This is a genomic window from Chryseobacterium sp. G0162 (assembly GCF_003815715.1).
In the GTDB taxonomy this organism is placed as follows: Bacteria; Bacteroidota; Bacteroidia; order Flavobacteriales; family Weeksellaceae; genus Chryseobacterium.
This window is the reverse complement of record NZ_CP033922.1, coordinates 525,865-549,466: the sequence shown is the minus strand read 5'-3', so window position 1 is coordinate 549,466 and position 23,602 is coordinate 525,865. Positions and strand designations below refer to the sequence as shown.

The 23,602-nt window shown below is 34.9% G+C and carries 24 protein-coding genes and 2 pseudogenes; 17 read left to right on the top strand and 9 right to left on the bottom strand.

All coding sequences use genetic code 11. The features are described 5' to 3' along the window. Positions 1-186: 186 nt before the first annotated feature. The 3 genes from EG344_RS02645 (at position 187) to EG344_RS02635 (ending at position 4,914) form a co-directional block, all read left to right on the top strand. Positions 187-2,358 carry a TonB-dependent siderophore receptor gene (locus EG344_RS02645; protein ID WP_123908157.1) on the top strand — a complete coding sequence of 724 codons (2,172 nt, stop codon included), beginning with the start codon at positions 187-189 and terminating at the stop codon, positions 2,356-2,358. A 242-nt stretch (positions 2,359-2,600) separates the two neighbouring features. Continuing rightward, entirely contained in the window at positions 2,601-3,875 is a 1,275-nt protein-coding gene (locus EG344_RS02640; protein WP_123908156.1) for a PepSY-associated TM helix domain-containing protein, read from the top strand. Further along, complete coding sequence (locus EG344_RS02635) at positions 3,859-4,914, top strand: alpha/beta hydrolase (RefSeq protein WP_123908155.1); 1,056 nt, start codon at positions 3,859-3,861, stop codon at positions 4,912-4,914. The genes EG344_RS02640 and EG344_RS02635 overlap by 17 nt, the downstream gene beginning before the upstream one ends. Positions 4,915-5,014: 100 nt before the next feature. Here the strand turns inward: EG344_RS02635 and EG344_RS02630 are convergent, their stop codons facing one another. Beyond that, on the bottom strand, positions 5,015-6,019 hold the full coding sequence (locus EG344_RS02630) for a hypothetical protein (protein ID WP_123908154.1): 1,005 nt from the start codon (positions 6,017-6,019) through the stop codon (positions 5,015-5,017). Between the two features lie 230 nt (positions 6,020-6,249). Between EG344_RS02630 and EG344_RS02625 the strand changes: the two genes are divergently transcribed. The 9 genes from EG344_RS02625 (at position 6,250) to EG344_RS02585 (ending at position 12,306) form a co-directional block, all read left to right on the top strand. Beyond that, the gene (locus EG344_RS02625) at positions 6,250-6,768 is read left to right on the top strand and encodes a Crp/Fnr family transcriptional regulator (RefSeq protein WP_123908153.1); all 519 of its coding nucleotides are present in this window, start codon (positions 6,250-6,252) and stop codon (positions 6,766-6,768) included. 53 nt (positions 6,769-6,821) lie between these two features. After that, entirely contained in the window at positions 6,822-7,370 is a 549-nt protein-coding gene (locus EG344_RS02620) for a DinB family protein (RefSeq protein WP_123908152.1), read from the top strand. 42 nt (positions 7,371-7,412) lie between these two features. Then, positions 7,413-7,925: a methylated-DNA--[protein]-cysteine S-methyltransferase gene (locus EG344_RS02615; RefSeq protein WP_123908151.1), complete on the top strand. Its 513-nt coding sequence runs from the start codon at positions 7,413-7,415 to the stop codon at positions 7,923-7,925. 218 nt (positions 7,926-8,143) lie between these two features. Next, positions 8,144-8,908, top strand: a complete 765-nt coding sequence (locus tag EG344_RS02610; protein WP_123908150.1) for an isocitrate lyase/phosphoenolpyruvate mutase family protein — start codon at positions 8,144-8,146, stop codon at positions 8,906-8,908. Positions 8,909-8,910: 2 nt separating this feature from the next. Continuing rightward, positions 8,911-9,954: a bifunctional transcriptional activator/DNA repair enzyme AdaA gene (locus tag EG344_RS24420; protein WP_123908149.1), complete on the top strand. Its 1,044-nt coding sequence runs from the start codon at positions 8,911-8,913 to the stop codon at positions 9,952-9,954. 29 nt (positions 9,955-9,983) lie between these two features. After that, a complete protein-coding gene (locus EG344_RS02600) occupies positions 9,984-10,586 on the top strand; it encodes a DUF2911 domain-containing protein (protein ID WP_123908148.1) in 603 nt (200 codons plus the stop codon). 2 nt (positions 10,587-10,588) lie between these two features. Further along, positions 10,589-11,116 (top strand): GNAT family N-acetyltransferase, encoded by a 528-nt coding sequence (locus EG344_RS02595; RefSeq protein ID WP_123908147.1) that lies wholly within the window; start codon positions 10,589-10,591, stop codon positions 11,114-11,116. Beyond that, positions 11,113-11,472, top strand: coding sequence for a cupin domain-containing protein (locus EG344_RS02590; protein ID WP_123860246.1), 360 nt, complete (start codon positions 11,113-11,115; stop codon positions 11,470-11,472). Before EG344_RS02595 ends, EG344_RS02590 begins: the two co-directional genes overlap by 4 nt. Before the next feature lie 450 nt (positions 11,473-11,922). Further along, the gene (locus EG344_RS02585; RefSeq protein WP_123908146.1) at positions 11,923-12,306 is read left to right on the top strand and encodes a PEGA domain-containing protein; all 384 of its coding nucleotides are present in this window, start codon (positions 11,923-11,925) and stop codon (positions 12,304-12,306) included. A gap of 89 nt (positions 12,307-12,395) precedes the next feature. Here EG344_RS02585 and EG344_RS02580 read toward each other — a convergent pair whose 3' ends face one another. From EG344_RS02580 to EG344_RS02545, 8 genes and pseudogenes are all read right to left on the bottom strand, one after another. Then, positions 12,396-13,139: a dienelactone hydrolase family protein gene (locus EG344_RS02580; protein ID WP_123908145.1), complete on the bottom strand. Its 744-nt coding sequence runs from the start codon at positions 13,137-13,139 to the stop codon at positions 12,396-12,398. A gap of 1 nt (position 13,140) precedes the next feature. Then, entirely contained in the window at positions 13,141-13,485 is a 345-nt protein-coding gene (locus tag EG344_RS02575; RefSeq protein WP_123908144.1) for a hypothetical protein, read from the bottom strand. 830 nt (positions 13,486-14,315) lie between these two features. After that, positions 14,316-14,567, bottom strand: a pseudogene (locus EG344_RS24195) (thrombospondin type 3 repeat-containing protein); the annotation flags it as partial. A gap of 135 nt (positions 14,568-14,702) precedes the next feature. Further along, on the bottom strand, positions 14,703-15,584 hold the full coding sequence (locus tag EG344_RS02565; RefSeq protein WP_123908142.1) for a hypothetical protein: 882 nt from the start codon (positions 15,582-15,584) through the stop codon (positions 14,703-14,705). An 83-nt stretch (positions 15,585-15,667) separates the two neighbouring features. Next, a pseudogene (locus EG344_RS24190) lies at positions 15,668-15,931 on the bottom strand (thrombospondin type 3 repeat-containing protein); the annotation flags it as partial. A 193-nt stretch (positions 15,932-16,124) separates the two neighbouring features. Then, complete coding sequence (locus tag EG344_RS02555; RefSeq protein WP_123908140.1) at positions 16,125-16,739, bottom strand: HAD family hydrolase; 615 nt, start codon at positions 16,737-16,739, stop codon at positions 16,125-16,127. A 117-nt stretch (positions 16,740-16,856) separates the two neighbouring features. Beyond that, positions 16,857-17,276 carry a hypothetical protein gene (locus EG344_RS02550; RefSeq protein ID WP_123908139.1) on the bottom strand — a complete coding sequence of 140 codons (420 nt, stop codon included), beginning with the start codon at positions 17,274-17,276 and terminating at the stop codon, positions 16,857-16,859. 93 nt (positions 17,277-17,369) lie between these two features. Beyond that, complete coding sequence (locus EG344_RS02545; protein WP_123908138.1) at positions 17,370-17,801, bottom strand: type I restriction enzyme HsdR N-terminal domain-containing protein; 432 nt, start codon at positions 17,799-17,801, stop codon at positions 17,370-17,372. 7 nt (positions 17,802-17,808) lie between these two features. Here EG344_RS02545 and holA point away from each other — a divergent pair, with 7 nt between their 5' ends. The 5 genes from holA to EG344_RS02520 all read left to right on the top strand — a co-directional run bounded on the left by holA (position 17,809) and on the right by EG344_RS02520 (position 23,544). Continuing rightward, the gene (gene holA, locus EG344_RS02540; protein WP_123908137.1) at positions 17,809-18,846 is read left to right on the top strand and encodes a DNA polymerase III subunit delta; all 1,038 of its coding nucleotides are present in this window, start codon (positions 17,809-17,811) and stop codon (positions 18,844-18,846) included. Between the two features lie 268 nt (positions 18,847-19,114). Next, positions 19,115-20,056, top strand: coding sequence for a thioredoxin-disulfide reductase (gene trxB / locus EG344_RS02535; RefSeq protein WP_123908136.1), 942 nt, complete (start codon positions 19,115-19,117; stop codon positions 20,054-20,056). Between the two features lie 410 nt (positions 20,057-20,466). Then, positions 20,467-20,844, top strand: coding sequence for a VOC family protein (locus tag EG344_RS02530; RefSeq protein WP_123908135.1), 378 nt, complete (start codon positions 20,467-20,469; stop codon positions 20,842-20,844). Between the two features lie 138 nt (positions 20,845-20,982). Beyond that, a complete protein-coding gene (locus EG344_RS02525; RefSeq protein WP_123908134.1) occupies positions 20,983-21,798 on the top strand; it encodes an AraC family transcriptional regulator in 816 nt (271 codons plus the stop codon). A 69-nt stretch (positions 21,799-21,867) separates the two neighbouring features. Then, complete coding sequence (locus EG344_RS02520) at positions 21,868-23,544, top strand: hypothetical protein (protein ID WP_123908133.1); 1,677 nt, start codon at positions 21,868-21,870, stop codon at positions 23,542-23,544. The last annotated feature ends 58 nt before the right edge of the window (positions 23,545-23,602 follow it).

The following is a 23,602-nucleotide window of genomic DNA, read 5'->3' as shown; positions in this document are numbered from 1 at the left end:
TTAGTTAAAATATTTATATACATACAATGCTGAATGTATGCAGTATTGAAATAAAGGGTTTTCGGTTTTCCGGAAACCCTTTATTGATGGCCTTTGCCAAAATTTCAATTTTATGATTTGTGTCATATTTTTATTTAGAATTAATAAAAATAAAGTAATTTTGCGGCACTAAGCTTAATTATAAAAATGAAAAAAACTATTATTTCTGCATCATTATTAGCAGTCACCATGTTAAGTGCACAGGAAAGTGATACCCTTAAAGTAGCCGAAATCCAGTCCGTTTCCCTTCAGGGAACCCACAATTACAGAACCAAAAAATCCGAATCAGTAGCAAGACTTCCATTGGAGAACCTTGAAAATCCAACGGTTTACAATCTTGTTCCTAAAGAGATTATCAGTGAGATGAATGCTACAGATTTTAATACAGCTATGGCATCTGCTCCGGGAGTGGTGGTAAGCAATAGTGTTAACGACAGTGGAAATGACATTTTTCTGAGAGGATTCAGCTCGAATGCCAGTTTCAGAAATGGATTAATCCAAAACCCAAGAGTACAGTCGGAAATAGCGAATATTGAAAGAGTAGAGGTCATCAAAGGACCATCAGGAACCTTATTTGGAGGAACTTTGGCCAATTATGGCGGAGTTGTGAATATAGTGACCAAAAAACCACAGGAAAACTTTGGTGGAATTATTAACTATACCACTGGAAGCTGGGGAATGAACAGAATCACAGCAGATGTGAATACTCCTTTGAATAAAGAAAAAACAGCATTGGCAAGATTCAACGTAGCCGGTTATTCACAGGATTCTTTTCAGGATGCAGGATATAATAAAGGAGTATTCTTTTCAGGAAGTATCCTATACAAGGTAAGTGATAAAACTACAGTAACCTTAGATACAGAATTCCATGCACCGGAGAAAACATTGAATGCCTACGTGAGACAATCTGAAAAACTGACCCTTCACTCAATGAAAGATCTTTCTGCAATTCATGGCAGATCATTTACCAGTAATGATGTGGGCTCAAAAAGAACCAATTTTGTGACGATGGCTGAAGTTACGCATAAATTTAACGACCAATGGACTTCCAGAACATCTTACCAAAGAGGAGAAGCTAATGAGAAAGAATCTATCTTTTTGGTCTTAAACTATATGGATAATAACAGGGTGAGCAGAAGTATCCGACCGTTTGACAATTATAAGATTACCACAGATAATATTCAGCAGAATTTTATTGGTGATTTTAAAATCGGAGGCTTAAGAAACCGTTTGGTAGTAGGGTTAGATTATTTCCAGCAGACCAGCAAAAATCAATATCCGGTATTTACAGTAGGTAAAAATACAAACTCAGCTTTTGCTCCTTATCCTCTGAATGGAGTAATTGGAGAAAATTACGGTACTGAAAAAGGAAATGATATTGTTGCATTGAATGCTACTTCCGATTGGACTCCTATTTCCCGTGATGTGGTGAAAAAACTACCAAGAACCGCTACGAAATATGAAATTTCTCAATACAGTACATACAGTGCCTATGTTTCTAATGTGTTAAATGTTACAGATAATTTTCTTGTAATGGCAAGTTTAAGAATGGATCATTACAAAAATGAAGATATTAAAAGAAATGGAGTAGCCGGAACCGAAGGATATAGCCAGACTCAATTCTCTCCAAAATTTGGTTTAGTGTATGAAATTAAAAAAGATGAAATTTCATTCTTTGCCAACTATGTGAACGGATTTAAAAATATTGCTCCAGGACCTAATCAGGATGGTGTTCTTACCAAATGGGATCCGGAACAGGGGAATCAGTTTGAGGCCGGATTCAAATTAGATCTGTTTGGTAAAAAATTATTATCAACCATTTCTTATTATAACATGAGAGTTAAAAATAGAGTCATTTTAGATCCGGGAGGTTTGGGAAGCAGACAGGACGGTAATATTAAAAACCAGGGGCTTGAAGTAGATATCGTAATCAATCCGGTAAAAGGATGGAACATCGTAGGAGGATATGGATTTAATGATAACCGCTATGATGACAGAAGTAAAGATGCAGGAAAGAGAGTGGCATGGGCGCCTAAACATGTGGCAAATCTATGGACAAGTTATAAAATAATGGATGGAACCTATGAAGGTCTTGGCTTCGGGGCAGGATTCAATTTTGTAGATAAAACGTATATCAATATCACAAACCATTTCCTTGCACCGTCCTATACGACAGTAGGAGCCACAGTTTTCTATGATAAGAAAAAATACAGAATCGGTCTGAAGATGAACAATGCTTTGAACCAAATGTACTGGAACTTCTACGGACAACCACAAAAACCAAGAGAATTCCTGGCCAATTTTGCATTTAAATTCTAATCTTTTTTAAAAACAAAAACAAGTTGTCTCAAACTTAAAGTTGATTGGAATAACGCAACGGCGTTAAAAGAACAAAGATTTTCAGCAGCAAAATAGTCCATCGGTATATTGATTTTTACAAATTTAAATAGGTTATGATATTGATTTTCAATCATTAGCGTAATCTGTGAAATCTGCGAGAGATAAAATCTTTGCGCCTTGCGTTTTCCAACAATGATACTCCAAAGGCAACCTTTTTAGATATGGAAAATAAAAAAACGAACTCCAAGAAAAAACAGGGAAAATCCCTGACCAAAAGAATTACAGGATGGCTCCATCTCTGGCTCGGACTTGTTTCCGGGATTATTGTACTTACCGTTACGCTTTCCGGAACGGTTTTCGTCTTTTGTGATGAGATTGTTGACCTTTGTGCAGGAAGTGCCAAATATGTTCAGGCTCCAGTGAATGCAAAAAAAATGACACCGGAAGAATTACTGGTTAAATTTCATGAACAGGTTCCGGACAGAAAAGCTTTTTACTTTGATACTTACAGGGAAGCAGACCGAACATTCCGCGTAGCCTCTGCTACGAAACCTCCTAAAGATAAAAATGCTGAAAAAGCGGAGAAACCCAAAGGGAAAGGACGGGGCCCGAGAGGTGTTTTTGCTTATCATTATCTTGATCCTTACACCGGAAAAGTAATGGGCTCTACAAAAAGTTATGAGTTTTTCTATGTGGTAGCTCATATTCATGCCCAACTATTAGCAGGTAAATTCGGAAAAACAGTAGTAGGAGTAGCTTCTATTATATTTTTTATTCAATTGATCGGTGGACTGATTCTTTGGTGGCCAAAAAAATGGAACAAAACAACAAGAACAACCGCATTTAAGATTAAATCAGGTACAAAATGGCGCAGAAAGAATTACGATTTCCATAATGTTTTCGGATTTTATTCTCTGTTACCAGCAGTTTTTATTACAATTACAGGGCTGATTATGGCTTATAAAATTTTGACAGATCTTACCCAGGCTGCCTTTGGAGGAGTTGCTGATGCTCACAAGATTGCAGAAAAGTATGAGCCGAAATTTGATCCTGATAAAAAAGCATTGTCTTTCACTGATTTTATTGACAGAAGTTTGAAAGAAATTCCCCAGGCAAAGCAAGTCAGAATGAGTGTACCCCGTAAGGATTCTTCCACCGTTTACAATGTGGTAGCTGCTAAATTTATAGGCTTAAAAAGTATTGTAGACGGGAAAAGTAAAGAAGTCAATAAGTATACTGGAGACGAAATTAATTACCCAAAAGAAGTTCTGATGCATGAAGTGATTGAGCATATGAATTTTGATCTGCATGTAGGATATTGGGGGGGAATGTTCGGGAAAATCTTCACATTCGTTATCGGGATTATCTGTACCAGCCTTCCGGTTACCGGATTTTTAATCTGGTGGGGAAGAAGAAATAAATCAGGAAAAAAAGGAAAAGAAGTTAAAAATATTCATCAACACAGAAAAGAATCACATCATGAACAATTGGTTTAAAATTTTATATCTATTTGTATTTTCATTTTTCACATTGGGAAAAGCTCAGGAAAAGCTTATAATAGGAGAGAAGCAGACTTTATTTTCGAAGGTTTTGAATGAGAACAGGGAAATCTGGGTTCATCTGCCTAAAACATACATGGATACCACCATCAATCCGGCAAAATATCCGGTTATCTATCTTTTAGACGGTGAAATTAACTTTGAATACTATACGGGATTAACGGATTTTATCGCGAGAACTCCTTATGCTGATATTCCGGAATGTATTGTTGTGGGAATTAAAAATACAGAACGCACAAGAGATCTTACCCCTACAAAATCACAAAAGAAAAGTCCGGTAAATCCTACAGTAACGCTTTTTGCGGACAGTGGCGGAAGCGAAAACTTTGTAAAATTCATGCAGAACGAACTGAAGCCTTTCATCAGTAAAAACTACAGAACACAGGAGTATTCTGTTTTGGTGGGACATTCATTTGGCGGCTTGTTTGCTATCAATACTTTTCTTACCCATCCGGAATATTTCAATGCATTTGTAGCCAATGATCCGAGTTTATGGTGGGATAATGAAGTAACGATTTCAAGAACACAAAATTATCTGGAAAAAAATAAAAAGTTTCCTACTCACAAATCTTTATACGTTTCTCAGGCTGATAATGAAGAACAGCAGAAAAACTGGAATTCTGATATGACACAAGCCATTGAGAAGTTTAAAGGGATCGTAGAGAAAAATGGGACTCTGAACTACAAACACCGTTTTTTTGAAGGCGAAACACATGGAACCGTTTCTTATCCTGGAAATTATGAAGCTTTAAAATTTATATTCAAAGGTTTCAGAACAGATATTAAGCAGATTGCTAAGAATCCATCTTTATTGGAAACTGAATATAAAACATTCTCTGAAAAAATGGGGGCAGAATTCAAACCTTCAGAATCCTATCTGAATGTAGTTCTTAAATTTATGAAAAGTAATGATTTCAAAGAATCTGAAACTTATTTTATGAACCTTAAAAACAAACTTTATCCTAAGGTTAAATAATTGAAATATACTGTATATAGGATGAAATATGGGGTAGATTGATTTAAATTCAATGTACCCCATTTTTATTTTTATACATCGTTAATAGATTTCCCTGGGATTAATGTCTGTTATCGCAATTAATGCTAAGCTCGGTTTTTTCTTTATCTAGAAATGTAATGACAGGGCATCCGAAAGAAGGTGCAGTAAAATTAAAAACCACAGGTGCTTTTCCTTTAAAAAGAATACCGGTCCACTGGGCATAATAATTGGTTTCCTCACTTCCTGTTTTTTCCAGAGGATTAAACTCTGCACCATCCTCAATGGTAAATGTTTTCTCAAATATTTTTTCATTATGGTCATTGATGACCACTAATTTACGTTCCTCAGTACCATATTCTTCAAGAAGATCCTGCACATAATAGGTAAGGTTTCCATATTTATATTGATAAGTACCACCGTATTTAAGGGTTGAACCCGGAAAATATTTTTTCTGAATATCAGGACCCGCTTTCTCCCATTTAATCATCTTCATTTGATTTTCTACAAATGGACTTTTGCTTCCGAAATAGGCAATCACATTCATATACTTATCAAAAATATCAGTGCCTTTTTGAGTGTCAACCTGAAATCCCATCATATAAGAATCCGAATCCACTTCATCTCCTTCTACAGTGTAAGGAGAGAGATAAGCTATTGCCTTTAATTTATTGACAGGAATTTTTTGCAGCTTATTGGTTTCGTAGTTATAAAGGTACAGTGAATCATTTTCAGTAATGTGAATGCCATCCAGCATTTTTTTTCTGTAGGTACCATCCAGTTCAATATAAGAGATCTTTTCAAAGGGAAGCTCCTTTTGTTTTTTTAGAATATCCATCGGAACAGCATTCTTCTCATTATAAATGTCAGAAACTGAGATAAAGGTATCCATAAGATCCTTTCGCTGCATGGTAGAAACGTTGAAAATATGAAAATTCTTAAAATCTATTTCCTCTTCTGTTGTGGCCGTTTTTACAGAATCTTTTACGATAGTTGGTTGATTCTGGGCCGGTTTCTTATCGTCCTTTTTACAGCTGATTATTATCAGTTGTGAGCATAAAAGCACTAAGGCTGTATTAATCTTCATTATTAAGAAAGTTTAGAATTTATAGTCAGTTTCAGAATAATATATGTTCAAATCTTTTTACAATGTTATGATGCTTTATATTCTGGTAAGGAATGATTGGCTGAGTTTTCATGTTAAAAAATCCAGCGGAAAAAAGCAATAAGAAACTTGTTTTTTTGAGCATTATTCGTGATGGTGTTTAAACCTTTAAAATTACCCATTATCTTTGGAACACCAAATACTAAAATGAAATGGTTGAAAAATTACTTCAAAGCGGAATTCATTGGGAGCATAAGGAATTTAAACGGAATGAGTTTCTGAAGATCTCGGGAAGTACAGATACCCAGATTTATTTTATAGAAAAGGGGAGTGTGAGGATCTTCATGACGGATGACAATGAAGAAAGGATTATCCGTTTCGGATATACAGGAAATATTATTGTTTCTCTGGACTCTTTTCTTTCCGGGAAACCATCGGAGCTTTATATTCAGGCGATTAAGAAGACTATTGTAAAAGTGGCTTCAAAAAAGGATTTCTATGAATTTATTCATTCTAGGGAAGAGCATATGGAATTTTGGATGAGTGTTTTGGAGGATCTTGTATTGCAACAGCTGGAAAGAGAAAAAGACTTATTAATTAATGCTCCCAGTGAACGTTTTGAAAGAGTATTAAAACGGAGTCCGAAGTTATTTCAGGAAGTACCCAATAAATATATTGCCAATTATCTCAGAATGTCACCTGAAACGTTATCCAGGCTTAAAAAATCTTGAGTTCAATCAATATTTAAGAATAAACCAATCCGGAAATTTGCAAAAAAGCAATAATGAAAATTTCAACCATAACTTTATTAGAGGAGTTAAAAGACAGAACCGGACAACATTTACAATGTGCTGAAACTCTTTTGTTGAAGTCAGACAATGATCTGAATTTCAGAATGGATACTGATAGCTGGAGTGTACTGGAATGTCTTGAACATCTCAACCGCTACGGAACCTTTTATATCCCTGAAATTTCCCATAGGATTTCTTCTTCAAAAACAAGCTCAAAATCTGATTTTAAACCAGGAATTCTTGGGAACTATTTTGCTAAAAGTATGCTTCCCAAAGATAAACTCAATAAGATGAACACCCTTAAGGCGATGAACCCCATTCACAGCCAATTGAATAAAGAGGTGGTGAATGAATTCATAAAACAACAAGAACAATTACTTGATCTATTGGACAAAGCAAGCACTATCAATCTGGAAAAAACAAAAACAGCGATCAGTATTTCAAAATTAATAACCTTGAAATTGGGAGATACTTTCCGTTTTGTGATCTATCATAATGCCAGACATATAGCTCAGGCAGAAAGAGTTTTAAGGAATATATAAAAGATGAGGTATGAATTCCAGAAAAACAGTACTTTTAAACTAATGGAATTCATACATCAAAAAACAATACAGACTCCGTTGGGAGAGATGATTGCCTGCGCAACAGATCAGGGAGTCTGCCTGCTGGAATTTACAGACAGAAAAAATTTTGAAAAACAGCTGAAAGCATTATCAACAACACTGAAAGCCGAAATTGTAGAAAAAGATCATCTTCATTTTCAGCAATTGGAAGAAGAACTAAAGGAATATTTTGAAGGAAAAAGATCTAAGTTTGAAGTTCCTTTATTCACCACAGGTACTGAATTTCAGGAAAAAGTATGGCAATTGCTCAGGGAAATTCCAATGGGAGAGACCAGAACGTATAAACAACAGTCCGAATTTCTGGGAAACCCAAAAGCTATACGTGCCGTAGGAACAGCTAATGGGATCAATAAAATTGCGATTTTAATCCCGTGTCACCGTGTGATTGGTTCCAATGGGGAGCTGGTAGGGTATGCAGGTGGAATCTGGAGAAAACAAAAATTGCTGGAACTGGAAAAGGCTATTTTGTTTTAAATGAATGGGAGAGGGAAGACGGAGACGGCAAACTCTATAAGCTGTTCAATAGATTTATTGTAAAATATAGTACATAAACCTCCGGAATTATCTGTTGAATTTTAATTATTAATCACCTCGAAAAGCATTTGGCTTTCTTAGCTTTTTTTCTAAAATACTTGTTCATTTTTCGGTTGCAGCCGCCTGAGCTATCTTCCTATTTTTGAATAAAAAATATTATGATCGGTTTCAAAAATCTACATCACGAAGAAGAACCTTTATTATTAGGTAACGTGTGGAATGTGCAGAGCGCAAAAGTATATGAAAATTTAGGGTATAAAGCACTGGCCACTTCAAGCTCAGCTGTAGCAATGAGTTTAGGATATGAAGATGGAGAACAGATGAGTTTCGAAGAGTATTTTTATATCATTAAAAGAATAAAAGAATCCGTTTCCATCCCATTATCTGTAGATCTGGAAGGAGGTTATGGAAGTTCTCCTCAAATAATCGCATCCCATATTATCAACCTCTTGGAAATAGGTGTAGTTGGGATCAATTTGGAAGATTCATATATTAATGACGGCGAGAGAAAGCTTTTAGACAGAGATGTATATTTTGAAAAATTAAGCAATATTCTGTCAATGCTGAAAAAGAGAAGAAGTGAAATTTTTATCAATGTAAGAATCGATCCTTTTTTATTAAGAATGGAAAATGCATTAGAAGAAACTTTATTAAGAGTCACGCTATTTGAAAAACTTGCTATTGACGGAGTATTTATTCCAGGTATGACCCAAGAAGCTGATATTAAAACAGTGATTAATGCAACAACACTTCCGGTTAATGTAATGGCTATGCCTGACCTTCCGGATTTTGAGACGTTAAAAAGAGCAGGAGTAAAAAGAATTACTTCAGGAGCCTTTTCAAACAGGCATATTTATCATGAACTGGAAAAAATCAGTGATACAATTATTAATAACAAAAGCTTTTCAGCACTTTTCATCTGATTATGGAACTTACAGAAAAAATAATGTATGAAGCTTCATTTCGTAAAGACTCTACGTTTGAAGGCATATTCTGGATGGGAGTAAAGACCACCGGAATTTTCTGTCGGCCAACCTGTACTGCCCGCAAACCGAAATTTGAAAACGTAGAATTTTTTTCCCATACAAAAGAGGCTCTATTGAAAGGATACCGTCCCTGCAAGGTTTGTAAACCTTTGGAAATGTTAAATGTGACTCCTTTGTATGTTAAAGAACTTTTACAGGAAATTTCTGATGATCCTTCTTTAAAATTAAAAGATTTTGATCTGGTAAAAAGAGGATTGGAACCGGCAACGGTCCGACGATGGTTTCTGAAATATCATGGAGTGACATTTCATGCTTTCCAGAGAATGTCTAAGCTGAATACTGCATTTAAAAAGCTTCAACAGGGAGAGCTGGTTACTGAAGTTGCTTTCGACTCAGGGTATGAAAGTTTGAGTGGTTTTAATGAAAGTTTTAAAAATATTTTTGGAGTATCACCCAGCCATAACAAAAACGAAAAGATCATTGATCTGAAAAGAATTGAAACGATGCTGGGAACTATGGTAGCCTGTGCCGATGAGCAGGGAATTTGCCTTTTGGAGTTTTCTGACAGAAAAGCACTGCCCACGGAACTGAAGAATATTTCAAAACATTTTAAGGCCAATATTGTACAGGGTGAAAATTCTCATTTTATAAAGCTGGAGGAAGAACTCTCCGAATATTTTGAAGGTAAAAGGACTGAATTTACCGTTCCTCTTTCCCCTGTAGGAACTGCTTTTCAGAAACAGGTTTGGGAAATTTTACAGCAAATTCCTTATGGAGTAACCCGAAGTTATCAGGAGCAGGCTGATATTCTCGGAAATCCTAAATCGGTTCGCGCTGTAGCCAATGCCAATGGCTTAAATAAAATATCTATTCTGATTCCCTGTCACAGAGTGATTGGCAGCAATGGGCAGCTAACAGGGTATGGTGGCGGAATCTGGAGAAAACAAAAATTATTGGAGCTGGAGAAAGTTATTTTGTTTTGATTTTTGTAATTTTAAACAAAAATTTACACGTGAAAAAGTTATTAATAGCAGTTTGTATTTCAGTTTCAGGATTTGCTTTAGCACAGGATTATTCCGTACCGGCAGCAAGTCCGCGCCAGAAGGTAGAGCAGCAGTTTTCAATGTCCAAAATATCAGTTGATTACGGAAGACCCGGAGTGAAAGGTCGCAAGATCTTTGGCGAATTGGTTCCTTATGGTCAGATTTGGAGAGCAGGAGCTAACTCATCTACAAAAATTACATTCGGACAGACCGTTAATTTTGGTGGTAAAAATGTTCCGGCTGGAACTTACGGATTATTCATTGTTCCTACAGAAAAAGAATGGAAAGTAATTTTGAATAAAGATTTCCAGCAATGGGGTGCTTATACTTATGATCCTAAACAGGACGTAGTAGATGTTACTGTACCGGTAAACAAATTGGCCGACAAGCAGGAATGGTTTGAAATTACCCTGAACCCAACAGATGAAAACTCAGGAAACCTTGTCATCAAATGGGATATGAATCAGGCTGAAATTCCATTGAAACCAGCAAAATTAGATACTGTAATCAAGATTTCTGATAAGTTAAAAGAAATCCAGAGAATAGAATCAGACTCTAACAAAAAAGGATAAACATGAATTTTTCTGTTCAGTCTGTTTTAGAGAATGAAGAATTTCAATTAATCCCCTTACAGCAAGGGGATTTTGAATCTTTATATGAAGTAGCTTCGGACCCGAAAGTATGGGAACAGCACCCTAACAAAGACCGTTATCAAAGAGAAGTTTTTGAAAACTTCTTTAGAGGAGCCATAGAAAGTAATGGGGCTTTTAAAATTGTTGAAAAAGCAACCGGAGATGTCCTGGGAAGCAGCCGTTATTATAATTTTGATGAAGATGACAACCATATTTTTATCGGTTATACTTTCTATGGGACAAAATCCTGGGGAAAAGGGATTAATCCTAAAGTTAAGAAGCTGATGTTGGATTATATCTTCCAATATGTAGATAAAGTTCATTTCCATATCGGAAAAGAAAATTTCCGTTCACAGAAAGCATTGGAAAAACTTGGCGGGATAAAAATAGCGGAAGAAGAAGTCGCTTATTTTGCAGAACCTACAAGAACCAATTTTGTATACGAGATCAAAAAAGAAGATTGGGTATGAAAAAATATAAAATCCAGCAATCTCCATTTGTAGTACCTACTACAGATGGAAAACTGATTGAAGAACATTGGGGGAACTCTACAGGAAATGCTAATGTTTCCATTGCCCATATGGTAGCTCCTCCGGATTGGAGTGAGCCGCATCAGACTCCGGAATTTGATGAATTTACGTACATCATCTCAGGGAAGAAGCAGTTTGAAATTGATGGCGAAATTGTAGTTCTTGAAAAAGGAAGCAGTATCCTTATTGAAAAAGGAGCCAGAATTCGTTACAGTAATCCATTTTCAGAACCTTGTGAATATCTTGCCATCTGTCTGCCTGCATTTTCTATGGAACTGGTAAACAGGGAAGAGTAGATTACTCTATTTATGGCGACACAGATTTGCCCTGAATGTAAGGAAGATGCTTTTTATGGTATGTAGAGGATGAGCCTGAGAGCCCATTGGCTACGTCTTTCCTGTAGCTATCATGCTTTGGAAAACGAAAAGGATGAATGTATTTGTAATGATGGTGTAGAAAAGACAAAAACCAAGCTGAAAGACCTTTCAACAGAATACTGGTGAAGATCTAGCTATAATACAATAGAAAATAGATAAAAAGCTGTCTCTAAAATGAGACGGTTTTTTTGTTTTAAGGTTGAATACAATATTTTTAGATTCAAAACAATCAAAAAAATAGTTAGATAATCAGTGAGTTATTCTTTTAATAAAGATATTATCGCTGGTTGATGCCGGTTGTTACTAATTATTTTGTAAGTTCACGCGCCGAAAAAATGAGTCGGCAGACTTAACTTTTTAATAAAATATATGAAGAACAATCTATCAATTGTATTATTGTTAGGGATCGCGCTTTCCACTACATCTTGCGCCACTATTTTTACAGGAACTAATGACAAAATTTCCTTTAACTCTACTCCTGAAGGAGCAACAGTATTTCATAAAGGAATTGAAAAATGTGTAACTCCTTGTACCACAAAAATTCCAAGGTCATTGAGTAAGCAAATGGTAACGTTTGAAAAAGAAGGTTTTAATAATCAGGAAGTAAAGCTGGATAAGAATTTTAATGCTGTAACACTTCTAAATATTCTTTTTGGGGGTGCCATAGGGGTTGGAATTGATGCAGCAACGGGTTCACTAACAAAATATTCTACTAAGAAATATGATGTTGAATTAGAAGCAAAACCGCAATAATTTAAAATTTCATTCATATAACAACAATGTACTAATGAATAGTGATCTTACTTCAAGCATTAGTACATTGATATCTTATTATCTTGAATTTATTTCAGTATTTCTTTCAGAAACATTAATGTATGATTCCAAGCTCTTTTAGCCATTATTTCATTATAATCCGGTGATTTAGGATCGGTAAAAGTATGTTTGGAATGAGCGTAAGTAATGATCTGCCAGTCTGCATTTCCTTCATTCATTTCTTTGATGAGGTTACTGTAATCATCAGGCGTTACACTCTTATCATCTGCAGGATTTTCAACTAAAATTTTAGCATTTATCTTTTCATTTTTTCTGCTCTGATCTCTTCCCAGACTTCCATGAATGGAAACTACTCCCACAACAGGTAAATTTCCTCTTGCGGATTCCAATGCACCCGTTCCCCCAAAACAATATCCGATAACGGCTGTTTTATTAGCAATAGCTCCGTTCTTTTTCAGTTGTTCCAACGCTAATGAGATTCTTTTCTGATATTCTGCATAATTCTTTTTGTAATATCCAGAGCTTTGGGCTGCCTCCTCATTATTGGCTGGAATTTTCCCTTCCCCATAAATATCAGCGATGAAAGCGATATAACCTTGTTTTTCAAGTTCAAGGGCTGCTGTTTTAGCTTCTTCATCAATTCCTTTCCAGGCAGGAAGAATCAAAACTCCCGGAAGTTTTTTTCCTGCATTGGACGTGATTAAACCTTTCAGCTTTTGCAAACCGTCCTGATAGGAAACTGTTTTAAGGTTTTGGCTTAAAAGGGTTCCTGAGGCGATAATGGATGCGGTTAATAAGATTGAACGTATCATATTATTTTGTTTTTGGTTTGAGTTTAAGCGAATCTGCATGGATGATCTGACCACATCCTCTAGGTGGGGGCTTACGGAATCCAAGGATAATAACATCACCTAATTCAGCTACTTCTGTGGTATCTTTATGGGGTATTACCTTTACCGGGCAGCCCTTATTTTGGTTTGGACCCAATTGTTTAGGACATGCATCAAGGTAAAAAGGAATTCCGTCACGATCTTCATCTGAAAGGCAGATTTTTTTACTGAATGCTTTTTGGCATTTTTTGAAAGCCTCTTTGTTTTCAGTATTTTGAGCCTGAAAATAGGTTGCTGTCAATACCAGAAAAAAAATAAAGCTCCTCATGTTTGTTTAAATAATAATCTAAATTAATAAAAAAAAGTGGCTATATACAATTTTACATCGATGTCATTGACTACGTCGAATCTTCGGTTTCTGACGAAGGAAGAATCTCATAATATCGCTTAGATTCTTCATTTCACTTCTGAACTACGTTCGCAGACCTTCAGTCTGTATTCAGAATGACAGAGTTATAGGAATAAGATAACCGCATTAGTGTAAAATTGTATATAATTACCTAAAAAAATAAATGGTTATGGATTTTTCTTTTTCTGCATTTGCCATTTGTTATTTTTATACTCATATATTGTGTTATTTTGGTAGCTACTTACTTTTATCTTGTAAGGAGTAATGAAGTCTACCATGATCTGAATAGGGTTTTCAAAGGTTGCATTTTGTTTTCCCTGTATTTTTATCCTGGTAGATTTCGAATCATAATATTTCATCATATAGTCAAACGTTTTGCCATCTATCATTTTATGATATTTTTCAAGGTCTTCAGATGGCATTGCTGTTGAAATATAGATGTTTTTACTGTGTTTTTTTCGGGTATATTCAAGTACATTTTGATTCCAAAATCTGGTGATCAAAAAATTGTATCCTGGGGAAATCCCATCATCAGGAGTATTATCATCAATATAAGATTTAGGGTCTATATATCGGATGTAGAAAAAAGTTCTTGAGTCTACAAAATCTTTTTTAGGAAGTTTTTGTACAATATTATCTATTACTTCTTTATTCACAAGGTTATAGATTTCCTCAATATTTTGAACATCCATATCGAATTTTTCCATCAGGATGTTAGGTTCGTAACCAAAAGTACAGGAAATTACACGACAGCCATTGGAGGAAGCTGGACCTGGAATAGTAGGGCATTTATCATCTTTATCCAGAATTCCATCACCATCTGTGTCTTCCCACGGGCAGCCTTTATTTTCAATGGGACCTGCAACTGTTGGACAAAAGTCATCTTTATCTATTATCCCATCTTTATCGGTATCAGGCCATGGGCAGCCAAGATTTTCTATTGGGCCAGATTCGGTAGGGCATTTGTCAAGGTAAAAAGGAAGATTGTCTTTATCTTCATCTGCAAGACAAATTTTTTTGTTGAATTCCTTACGGCATTTTTTGAGTGTTTCATAATCTTCAGTATTTTGAGCGTAAATACAGGCTCCGGTAAGTATCAGAAAAAAAGTAAATGACTTCATACATTCAAAATATGATTAATTGTCAGGTTGTTGTTTATTGAATTTCCATTGGCCATCTTTATATTCATAGCTTATAATCATCTCTTTTTTAGCGTCTTCTACTTTAATTAGGTAGGGATTAATGAATGTGACAATAATAGGCATTGAGAAATTAGCACCGATTGTACTTTTATTTTTGCCTGGAATTTTTATTTTCATGGTTTCCTGGTCATAATATTTTATGATATAATCCAATGTTTCATTGTTGGCACGCAATGCATTTAAATCTTCATATGGGAATTTTGTGGAAAGATAGATGTCCTTACCATATTTTGTATGAGCATATTCAAGAACATTTTTATTCCAGAATTTTGTGATCAAAAAATTGTATTCGGGATCAGTTCCATCATAGCAGGAATGTTCATCAAAATAAGCATTATTGCTAATATACTTGATGTAAATATAGGAACTTTTGCTTGCCAACGTTTTGGTGTAGCCCTTCATCATGTAGTCTAAGGCTATTGTGTTGATCTTATCATATATTGGTTCAATATCAGCATAATCTGTTTTGAACTTTTGGAATCTTGTGTTAGCTTTTTCCCGATATTCTTTACAATCGTTTTTTTTAGAGGGACAGCCATTCAGTTCAGGAAGTCCCGGAATAGCGGGGCAGGCATCATCTTTATCCAATATGCCGTCCTTGTCAGTATCAGGCCATGGGCAGCCAAGATTTTCTATTGGGCCGGATTCGGTAGGGCATTTGTCAAGGTAAAAAGGAAGATTGTCTTTATCTTCATCTGCAAGACAAATTTTCTTATTGAATTCTTTTCTACATTTTTTGAATGCTTCCTTATCTTCAGTATTTTGAGCATAAAAATAAGCTCCTGAAAAGATCAGCAAAAAAGTGATTTTCTTCATGTTTTTTACAAAGATTTGGGTACTGTTCACATGGAAATGATGTATTTTGTCTGAAATAGGTTATTCTACATGATGCAGCCCATTTTGGGAGGTGGGCATCCGTTATATTCCTTTTCTCCCTTTATTGCCGGGCAGGCATCATCTTTATCCAAAACGCCATCTCCATCAGTATCTGGCCATGGGCATCCTTGATTTTCAATGGGACCTGCAACAGTAGGACACCAATCATCTTTATCAGGTGCTCCGTCTTTATCAGCATCAGGCCATAAGCATCCGTTATTTTCAATAGGGCCTCCTTCTTTTGGACATTTATCAAGATAATATGGAATATCGTCTTTATCTTCATCTGAAAGGCAGATTTTTTTGTTGAATTCCTTGCTGCATTTTTTGAACGCTTCCGGGTTCTCAATGCTCTGTGCATGAAAGTTGATCACAATAAATAAAAATAAAAGTAAAATTTTTCTCATATTCATAAAAAATCCTCAGCCAAATTAATGAAAATAACTTAACTGAGGATTTTTTTTAAGATTTATAGTAAAACTACTGGATTTTGATACCCATATTTATCAGTTCCAGCTTAAGATCCGTATCCGGTAGAACATGAATGGTATTGAATCCCATTGATTGTGCCATTTCAATATTTTTGGGGTTATCATCAATAAATACAGACTCTGTTGCCTGGATGTTATATCTTTCCAACAAAACATGCCAGATTTTAGGATCAGGCTTAATCAGTTTTTCTGTTCCGGAAACTACGATCTTTCCATCGAAAAGCTGGAAGAAATCATAATTTTCCAAAGCATAAGGAAAGGTCTCCGCAGACCAGTTGGTTAATCCAAATAATTGATAATCTGTGTTTTTTAGTTTCCTTAAGACGTCAACATTCTGAGGGATGTCACTTTTCAACATGACCGTCCAGTTATCATAAAAAGCTCTAATCTCCTTTTCCCACTCTGGGAATTTTTTTACCTGAATTTCAGTTCCTTCCGAAAGGCTTCTCCCTCTATCTTGTTCAATATTCCATTCATCATGAACGATATTTTCCAGGAAATATTCCATTTTTTCATCATCATTGAAATAGGTTTTGAAAAAATACCTTGGATTCCAATCCATTAATACACCACCAAAATCGAATACTATATTTTTAATTTTCATACGAATTATTATGTCTTAAAATTAAACAATTTTTATCGTGATGGAGAATAATCAGCATACATTTTTTATATTCGAACATTAAAAAACCGGAAGAAATTTTCCGGTTTATATTATTGTTTATCCATGATGTTCGCGATGTCTATCATGATGATCGTCAAGCCTTCTGTCATACATTTGGGATCTGTTTTGATATCTTCTGTAATCGTTATCATATTTCAATCTTGGATTTTGGCCGCTATAATACCTTGAATAAAATTTTTTGTATTGTTCAGGGGTCATTATTCTCTCAATTTCATAGTATCGGTCATTGTACCATCTGTTAGGTTCTTTAGCATAGACATGATTCCATGAGTTGTAATCCGGATAACGGTTATTCAATACAGTCAGTTGATTGATCTGGTTTCTGTTTAAGCCCAGAAAAATAGCTACCTGACCCCAATTAATAGAAGAAACGCTTCCTCTGTAATCATTGTAATAATTTTGTGAAAAGCCTAATGTGAATACTCCTAAGGCTGCCACAATTAATAACTTTTTCATGACTAAAATTGTATTTTAAAACTAATTAGAGAATACCCAAAAGTATACCATTATCTATCGTTTTAACATACATTTATCATTATATAATACGCTTTATTGAGGGCGGCAAAATTGATACTGTCCGTCTTCGTAATAAGCATTAATATGCTGAAGTCCATTGGTTAAAATAATTTCCTTAGCTCCGATAATAGAGTTGTATCTGGCGGTCTGTTCAAATGTTTTTTCGGTTAGCTTGATTTGCGGGGCTTTACATTCTATCAGGATGACAGGCTCTGTTTTTTCAGTAACTAAAAGATCAATTCTTTTGGTCAAGCCATTGAGAATAATCTTTTTTTCAGTGATTAATGCCGATGCAGAGTAGGCTTTTACCGTAAGATAATAGTGAATCCAGTGCTGCCTTACCCATTCCTCCGGAGTGAGCAGCAGATAAGTTTTACGAACCAAATCATAAATAAAAAACTTATCTTTGTCTTTCTTGAATTTAAAATCAAAAGTTTCCTGAAAATTCAGTTTTGGAAGTTCCATTAATAAGATGAAAGAATTAGATTTAATCCTCAAAAATATTAAAAATAAAGAAGTTTTACCTATTTATTTTTTCCACGGAGAAGAAGCCTACTTTATTGATGTTGCTGTAAAAGCCCTTGAGCACAACTTTTTGGAAGAGGATGAAAAAGCCTTTAATCAAACCGTTACTTACGGAAAAGATACTTCTTATCAGGAAGTTCTTTCCCTGGCAAGACAGTTTCCTATGATGGGAGATAAACAGGTGATAATCGTAAAAGAAGCTCAGGATCTGAAGTTTAATGAAGAGGAAAACAGAATTCTGGATGCCTATGTTGAAAATCCTGTTCCTTCTACAGTACTGGTTTTTGCTCATAAGCATAAGAAGCTGGACAGCAGAAAAAAAGCGGCTAAAGCATTGGACAAAGCGAAAGCACTTTTCCTGAGTGAATCAATAAAAGAAAACAACCTTCCGAAATGGATTTCTGATGAGTGCCTTAAGCTTAACATCAAAACGGCTCCTAATATTTCCCACCTTTTAGCAGAATATCTTGGAAACGATCTTTCAAGAATTGCCAATGAGCTAAATAAACTGAAGATCATTCTTAAAGAAGGAGAAATACTTGACGGAACTATCGTCGAAAACCATATTGGCATCAGTAAAGAATACAATATTTTTGAACTTCAGAAGGCACTGGGAACAAAAAATGCAAATACGGCCTTTAAAATTGCTCATTTTATGGGGAAGAATCCCAAGAACAATCCTTTTGTGATGATGCTGGCAAGCCTTTACAACTATTTTTCTAACGTAATTATTTACCAGACGATGGCAGGGCAGTCCCCACAAACAATAGCCTCTCAAATGGGAGTGAATCCTTATTTTGTGAAAGATTATGCAGAAAGTGCAAGATTGTATCCTTTAAAACATGCTACAAGAGTTATTTCTATTTTGAGAGAGTTTGATATGAAAGGAAAAGGCCTTGGAGCGGTGAATATGGGAGAAGCAGAACTGATTAAGGAACTGGTGTATAAGATTATCAATGTAGATAAGATTAAAATGAAGATTTAGTGTTTAGGCTGAGGAATGAGGAGAGGTAGACGGAGAGATAATAGACAAGAACAGATCTCTTAAAAATAAATCAACAGCTTTTATTAACTCGCATCACAAATCTCACCATCTTGTATCCTGCATCCCATAAAATCCTTATCTCATATCTTCATTGACAATCCGCATATCTCTTATTGACAACTATCATTAAAATAACTTTAAAAAGACGGCAAAAATTACGAAATTAGCGGTCTTAATTTAATTATATCTTTTTTCGAACAAGTAAATTATGGAGCAAAACATTTTAGATTGTGTGATCGTTGGATCTGGACCTTCTGGTTTCACAGCTGCTATTTATGCAGCAAGAGCAGACTTAAAACCTGAATTGTATACAGGTTTGGAGCCAGGTGGACAATTAACTACAACTACTGAGGTTGATAACTTTCCAGGGTATCCAGCAGGAATTACAGGTCCTGAAATGATGATGGATCTGCAAAAGCAGGCGGAAAGATTTGAAACCAAAGTGCATTACGAAATGATCACTAAAGCTGAGTTTTCAAAAGAAGTGGGCGGTGTTCACAAATTATATGCTGGAAACAAAGAGATTTTAGCAAAAACGGTAATTATTTCTACAGGAGCTACCGCAAAATACTTAGGTCTTGAAGATGAGAAAAAATATGCAGGAGGTGGTGTATCTGCTTGTGCTACTTGTGACGGATTCTTCTACAGAGGAAAAGATGTAGTGGTAGTAGGAGCAGGAGATACAGCAGCTGAAGAAGCTACTTATCTTGCCAAATTATGCAGAAAGGTAACTTTATTAGTGAGAAAAGATGTTTTCAGAGCTTCAAAAGCAATGGTTCACAGAGTAGAAAACACTCCGAATATTGAAGTGAAATTTCACCATGAATTAATTGGAATTGAAGGAGAAAACAGTTTGGTAGAAAGAGCTGTAATCATCAACAATCAAACTCAGGAGAAATCTACGGTAGATGTTGAAGGAATTTTCATCGCTATTGGTCACAAACCGAATACGGATATCTTCGTAGGTCAGGTAGATCTTGATGAAAACGGATATATTGTAACAGAAAAAGGTTCTACAAGAACAAATCTTCCGGGAGTTTTTGCTGCGGGTGATGTTCAGGATCATATCTACAGACAGGCTATTACAGCAGCAGGAAGCGGATGTATGGCTGCAATGGATGCAGAAAAATATTTAGCTGAATTACACTAATCATTCAGCTTTTAATGATACAAAGCGCACCTATTAGGTGCGCTTTTTCTTTTTCGATACTAAAATTTGTCGGAAATCTAAAAGGAATAAACTTTATTTTCATGCTGTTCTTAGAACGCAAAAAAGATTAAAGTTTTCAAAAAGATGCAACGGCTGATTTTGCTGCAAATAAAGAATTAATACCTATAAAAACTAGGTGATTATGTGGTTAGATTTTTTTTAACCACATAGTCCATAGAATAAAATAATTTGTGTTTCAATGGCGATAAAATATACATTGTATATTTTTTTGCAAATGAATCTATTAAACATTAGAACTTTAATTAAATTCGTAAATGTATAATGAAAACATTGATATATTTGTGAAATTTCAAATTGATTTAATATAGAAAACTTAATAAATAAAAGGCATGAAAAAAGTAACCGCAATAGGAGGGATATTCTTTAAATGTAAAGATCCGGAACAGGTAAACCATTGGTATAAAACCCATCTTGGAGTGGAAACCAGTCCCTATGGAGCTAAATTTGATTGGAGAGAAGCCGAATCTGATAAAAAAGGATACACGCTATGGAGTCCATTTAAAGAGTCTACTCAATATTTTGAACCTTCAGTAAAGGATTTTATGATTAATTATCATGTGGCAGATATTGAAGCATTGGTAGAAGAATTAAAAAAGGAAGGCGTTACAATCCTGGATGAGATTGCAACGTATGAATACGGAAAGTTTGTTCATATTATAGACCCTGAAGGTAATAAAATCGAATTATTTGAACCGGCAGGAGAATAAAATTCCATCAATACTAAAAACTGTTTCCGAATGAAGCAGTTTTTATTTTTATATTTTTTCATAGGTTTGTGAAGTAGTGAATTATTGTGTATATTTAATTGTTCGGTAATATTTTACACAAAATTGTTATGAAAAGAAATGCAGGAAATTTTTAAAACATTCAAACCCAAAAACGCTATTGTCAGTAAATACGTTGAATATTATTATCTGGACATTAAGGAAGATAATATTATCAATGAGTTTCAATGTTTTCCGCACTTTAATAACTCGATTTCTCTTTACAAATCTCATATCCGGTTAGAAAACGGAGAAGTGGTTTATAAAGAAACGGCTCTTCCATGTCAGATTTTTACACCCATCCGGGAAAGGGTTCTGCATGTAAAACAGTCTGGAAAAGTGCATAGAATTGTTGTTGTATTCCATCCTTTAGGAATTCATCAGTTTTATGGAGACTTAGATTTTTCCGGTTATATTACAGATTATGAATTTTTTACCCAGCATGAATTAAGTCAAATTTTCTCAACAACAGATACTGAGATTCAAGAAAGTCTATTGGATGGATTTCTTGAGAAAAGATTCAAGAGATTCGAACACACCATCCTGGAAAAATCCATTGATTATATTTTCAATCATTACGAAGATTTTTCAGTTGAGGTATTTTCGAGGAAAATTGGCGTCAGCCGGCAACATATAAACCGCCTTTTTCAGACCTATTTGGGCGTTTCTGTTAAAAAATTCAACGAAATTGTTCTTTTCAGGCAGACTATTAATAAGAAACTTTTTGAAGATCCTGATCGTAATTTTACAGAGCTTGCGCACGAATTTAATTTTAACGACCAATCTCATTTCAATAAGACTTATAAAAATCTTACTGAAAATTCTCCGAAATCTTTTTTTTCTAAAGGAACTGTATTAGGACAGGAAGATACACTTTTCTGGCATCTGTTGTCTTAAATGATAATGTTCCATTTTTACAAGTTTTTCTGATTTGTTGTTATTAGTTTTGTCTCATAAATTTTATTGATGAAATATGGTATAACGATGCTTCTGATGGTGTTGGGTCTTTTGGTAGGAGCGCAGGAAAATTATTCTGCATTGACTGAAAAGGCCTCGGAAGTAATGGAGGAAGCTAAAGATGAAGCCGGGTACAAAAAAGCACTTGATTTATATGAAGAGGCATTCAGAATTTATCCTGAAAATATAGATAGCGATGGATTGTATAGCGCATCAATTCTGGCTTCAAAACTAAAAAGTAATGATAAAGCATTTCAGTATCTTATACCACTTTCCTCAATAAAAGGCGTTGGGTACAGCTTTCCTGGCTGGAATTATATTCTGGAAAAGGATGCTGAAAAAGAGTACAAAAATTTGTTGTCAGATCCAAGATGGACTTCATTGAAGGAGCAGGCGGTGAAATACAAAACTCAATTTTATAATGAGTTGAAAGAAAAAGAAAATGAATTTTACAATGTTAATAAAAACAGGTTAAAGGAAATTAAAGATTCTGAGGCTTTGTATAAAGAAATCAGAAATCTTACTCCTTATCTACCGAAAAAGGAGCGTGATTATTCTATTGCATTTAAAATAAATGATTCTGCTACCACTTCATTTTTTATTCATTTTCCTCAAAATTATAATCCTCAAAAGAAATATACTTTACTGTTTTTTCTTCATGGGGCTGTAAGAAATAATGAGCTGATAGATTATCAGATGGCTGGCTGGAATTTAGATGGCTGGAACCGATATTATAAGAAATATGCGGATCAGAATAATGTTATTATGGTTTTTCCGAGAGCCAGTAAAAAATATAACTGGATGTTGTCTGATGATGGATTTTTTATGATTCCTGAAATGCTTAAACAGATTAAAAAGACGATTAATATTGATGATAACAAAGTTTTTATAGCAGGACATTCGAATGGAGCAACGGGTTCATTTTCCTATCTGATGAAGCAGCCTACGCCGTTTGCAGGGTTTTACGGATTTAATGCTTATCCTAAAGTTTTCACAGGAGGAACGTTTGTAGAGAATATTAAAAACCGCTCATTGATGAGCTTTTCAACAGATAAGGATTATTACTATCCCCAAAACGCAAATGATGATTTTAAAAAGCTAATGAACGGAATACAGGCTGATTATAAAGAATATCGCTACCATGGGTTTCCACATTGGTTTCCACAGTTTGACGAATCGGAACCAGCATATCAGATTCTTTTTAAAGACCTGAAAAACCGGAAAAGAAATCCGTTTCCCAAAGATATTTCGTGGGAATTGGATGATGAAAGAAATGGAAATATAGACTGGATTTCTAATATCAAACTGGATACGCTAAGTAAGAAAGCCCACTGGCACAAAAAATTGAACTTTAAAATCAATAAATGGCTGGCTTATGATGAAAAAGATAGTTTAATCGTGAAGAATGTTGATAAAAATGCATTTGATTTCCCAAGGAAATCTGGAAAAATAAAAGCAGAATATAGAAATAATGTTTTCCGGGCTGAAACATCCAATGTTAAGTCATTTTCAATCAATATCTCACCGGAAACAGTGGATTTGAAAAAAAATGTAAAAGTATATGTGAATGGAAAACTATATTTCGACGAAAAAATAAACTATAACCATGAATACTTACTTGAGAATTTTTTTAATACTCAGGACCGGGAGCAAGTCTGGATCAATTATATTGATGTAAAAATATAAGATCCTATTGATTTTCCGTAAAGTAAAAACCTGTCTCTTCCAGAGGCAGGTTTTGTTT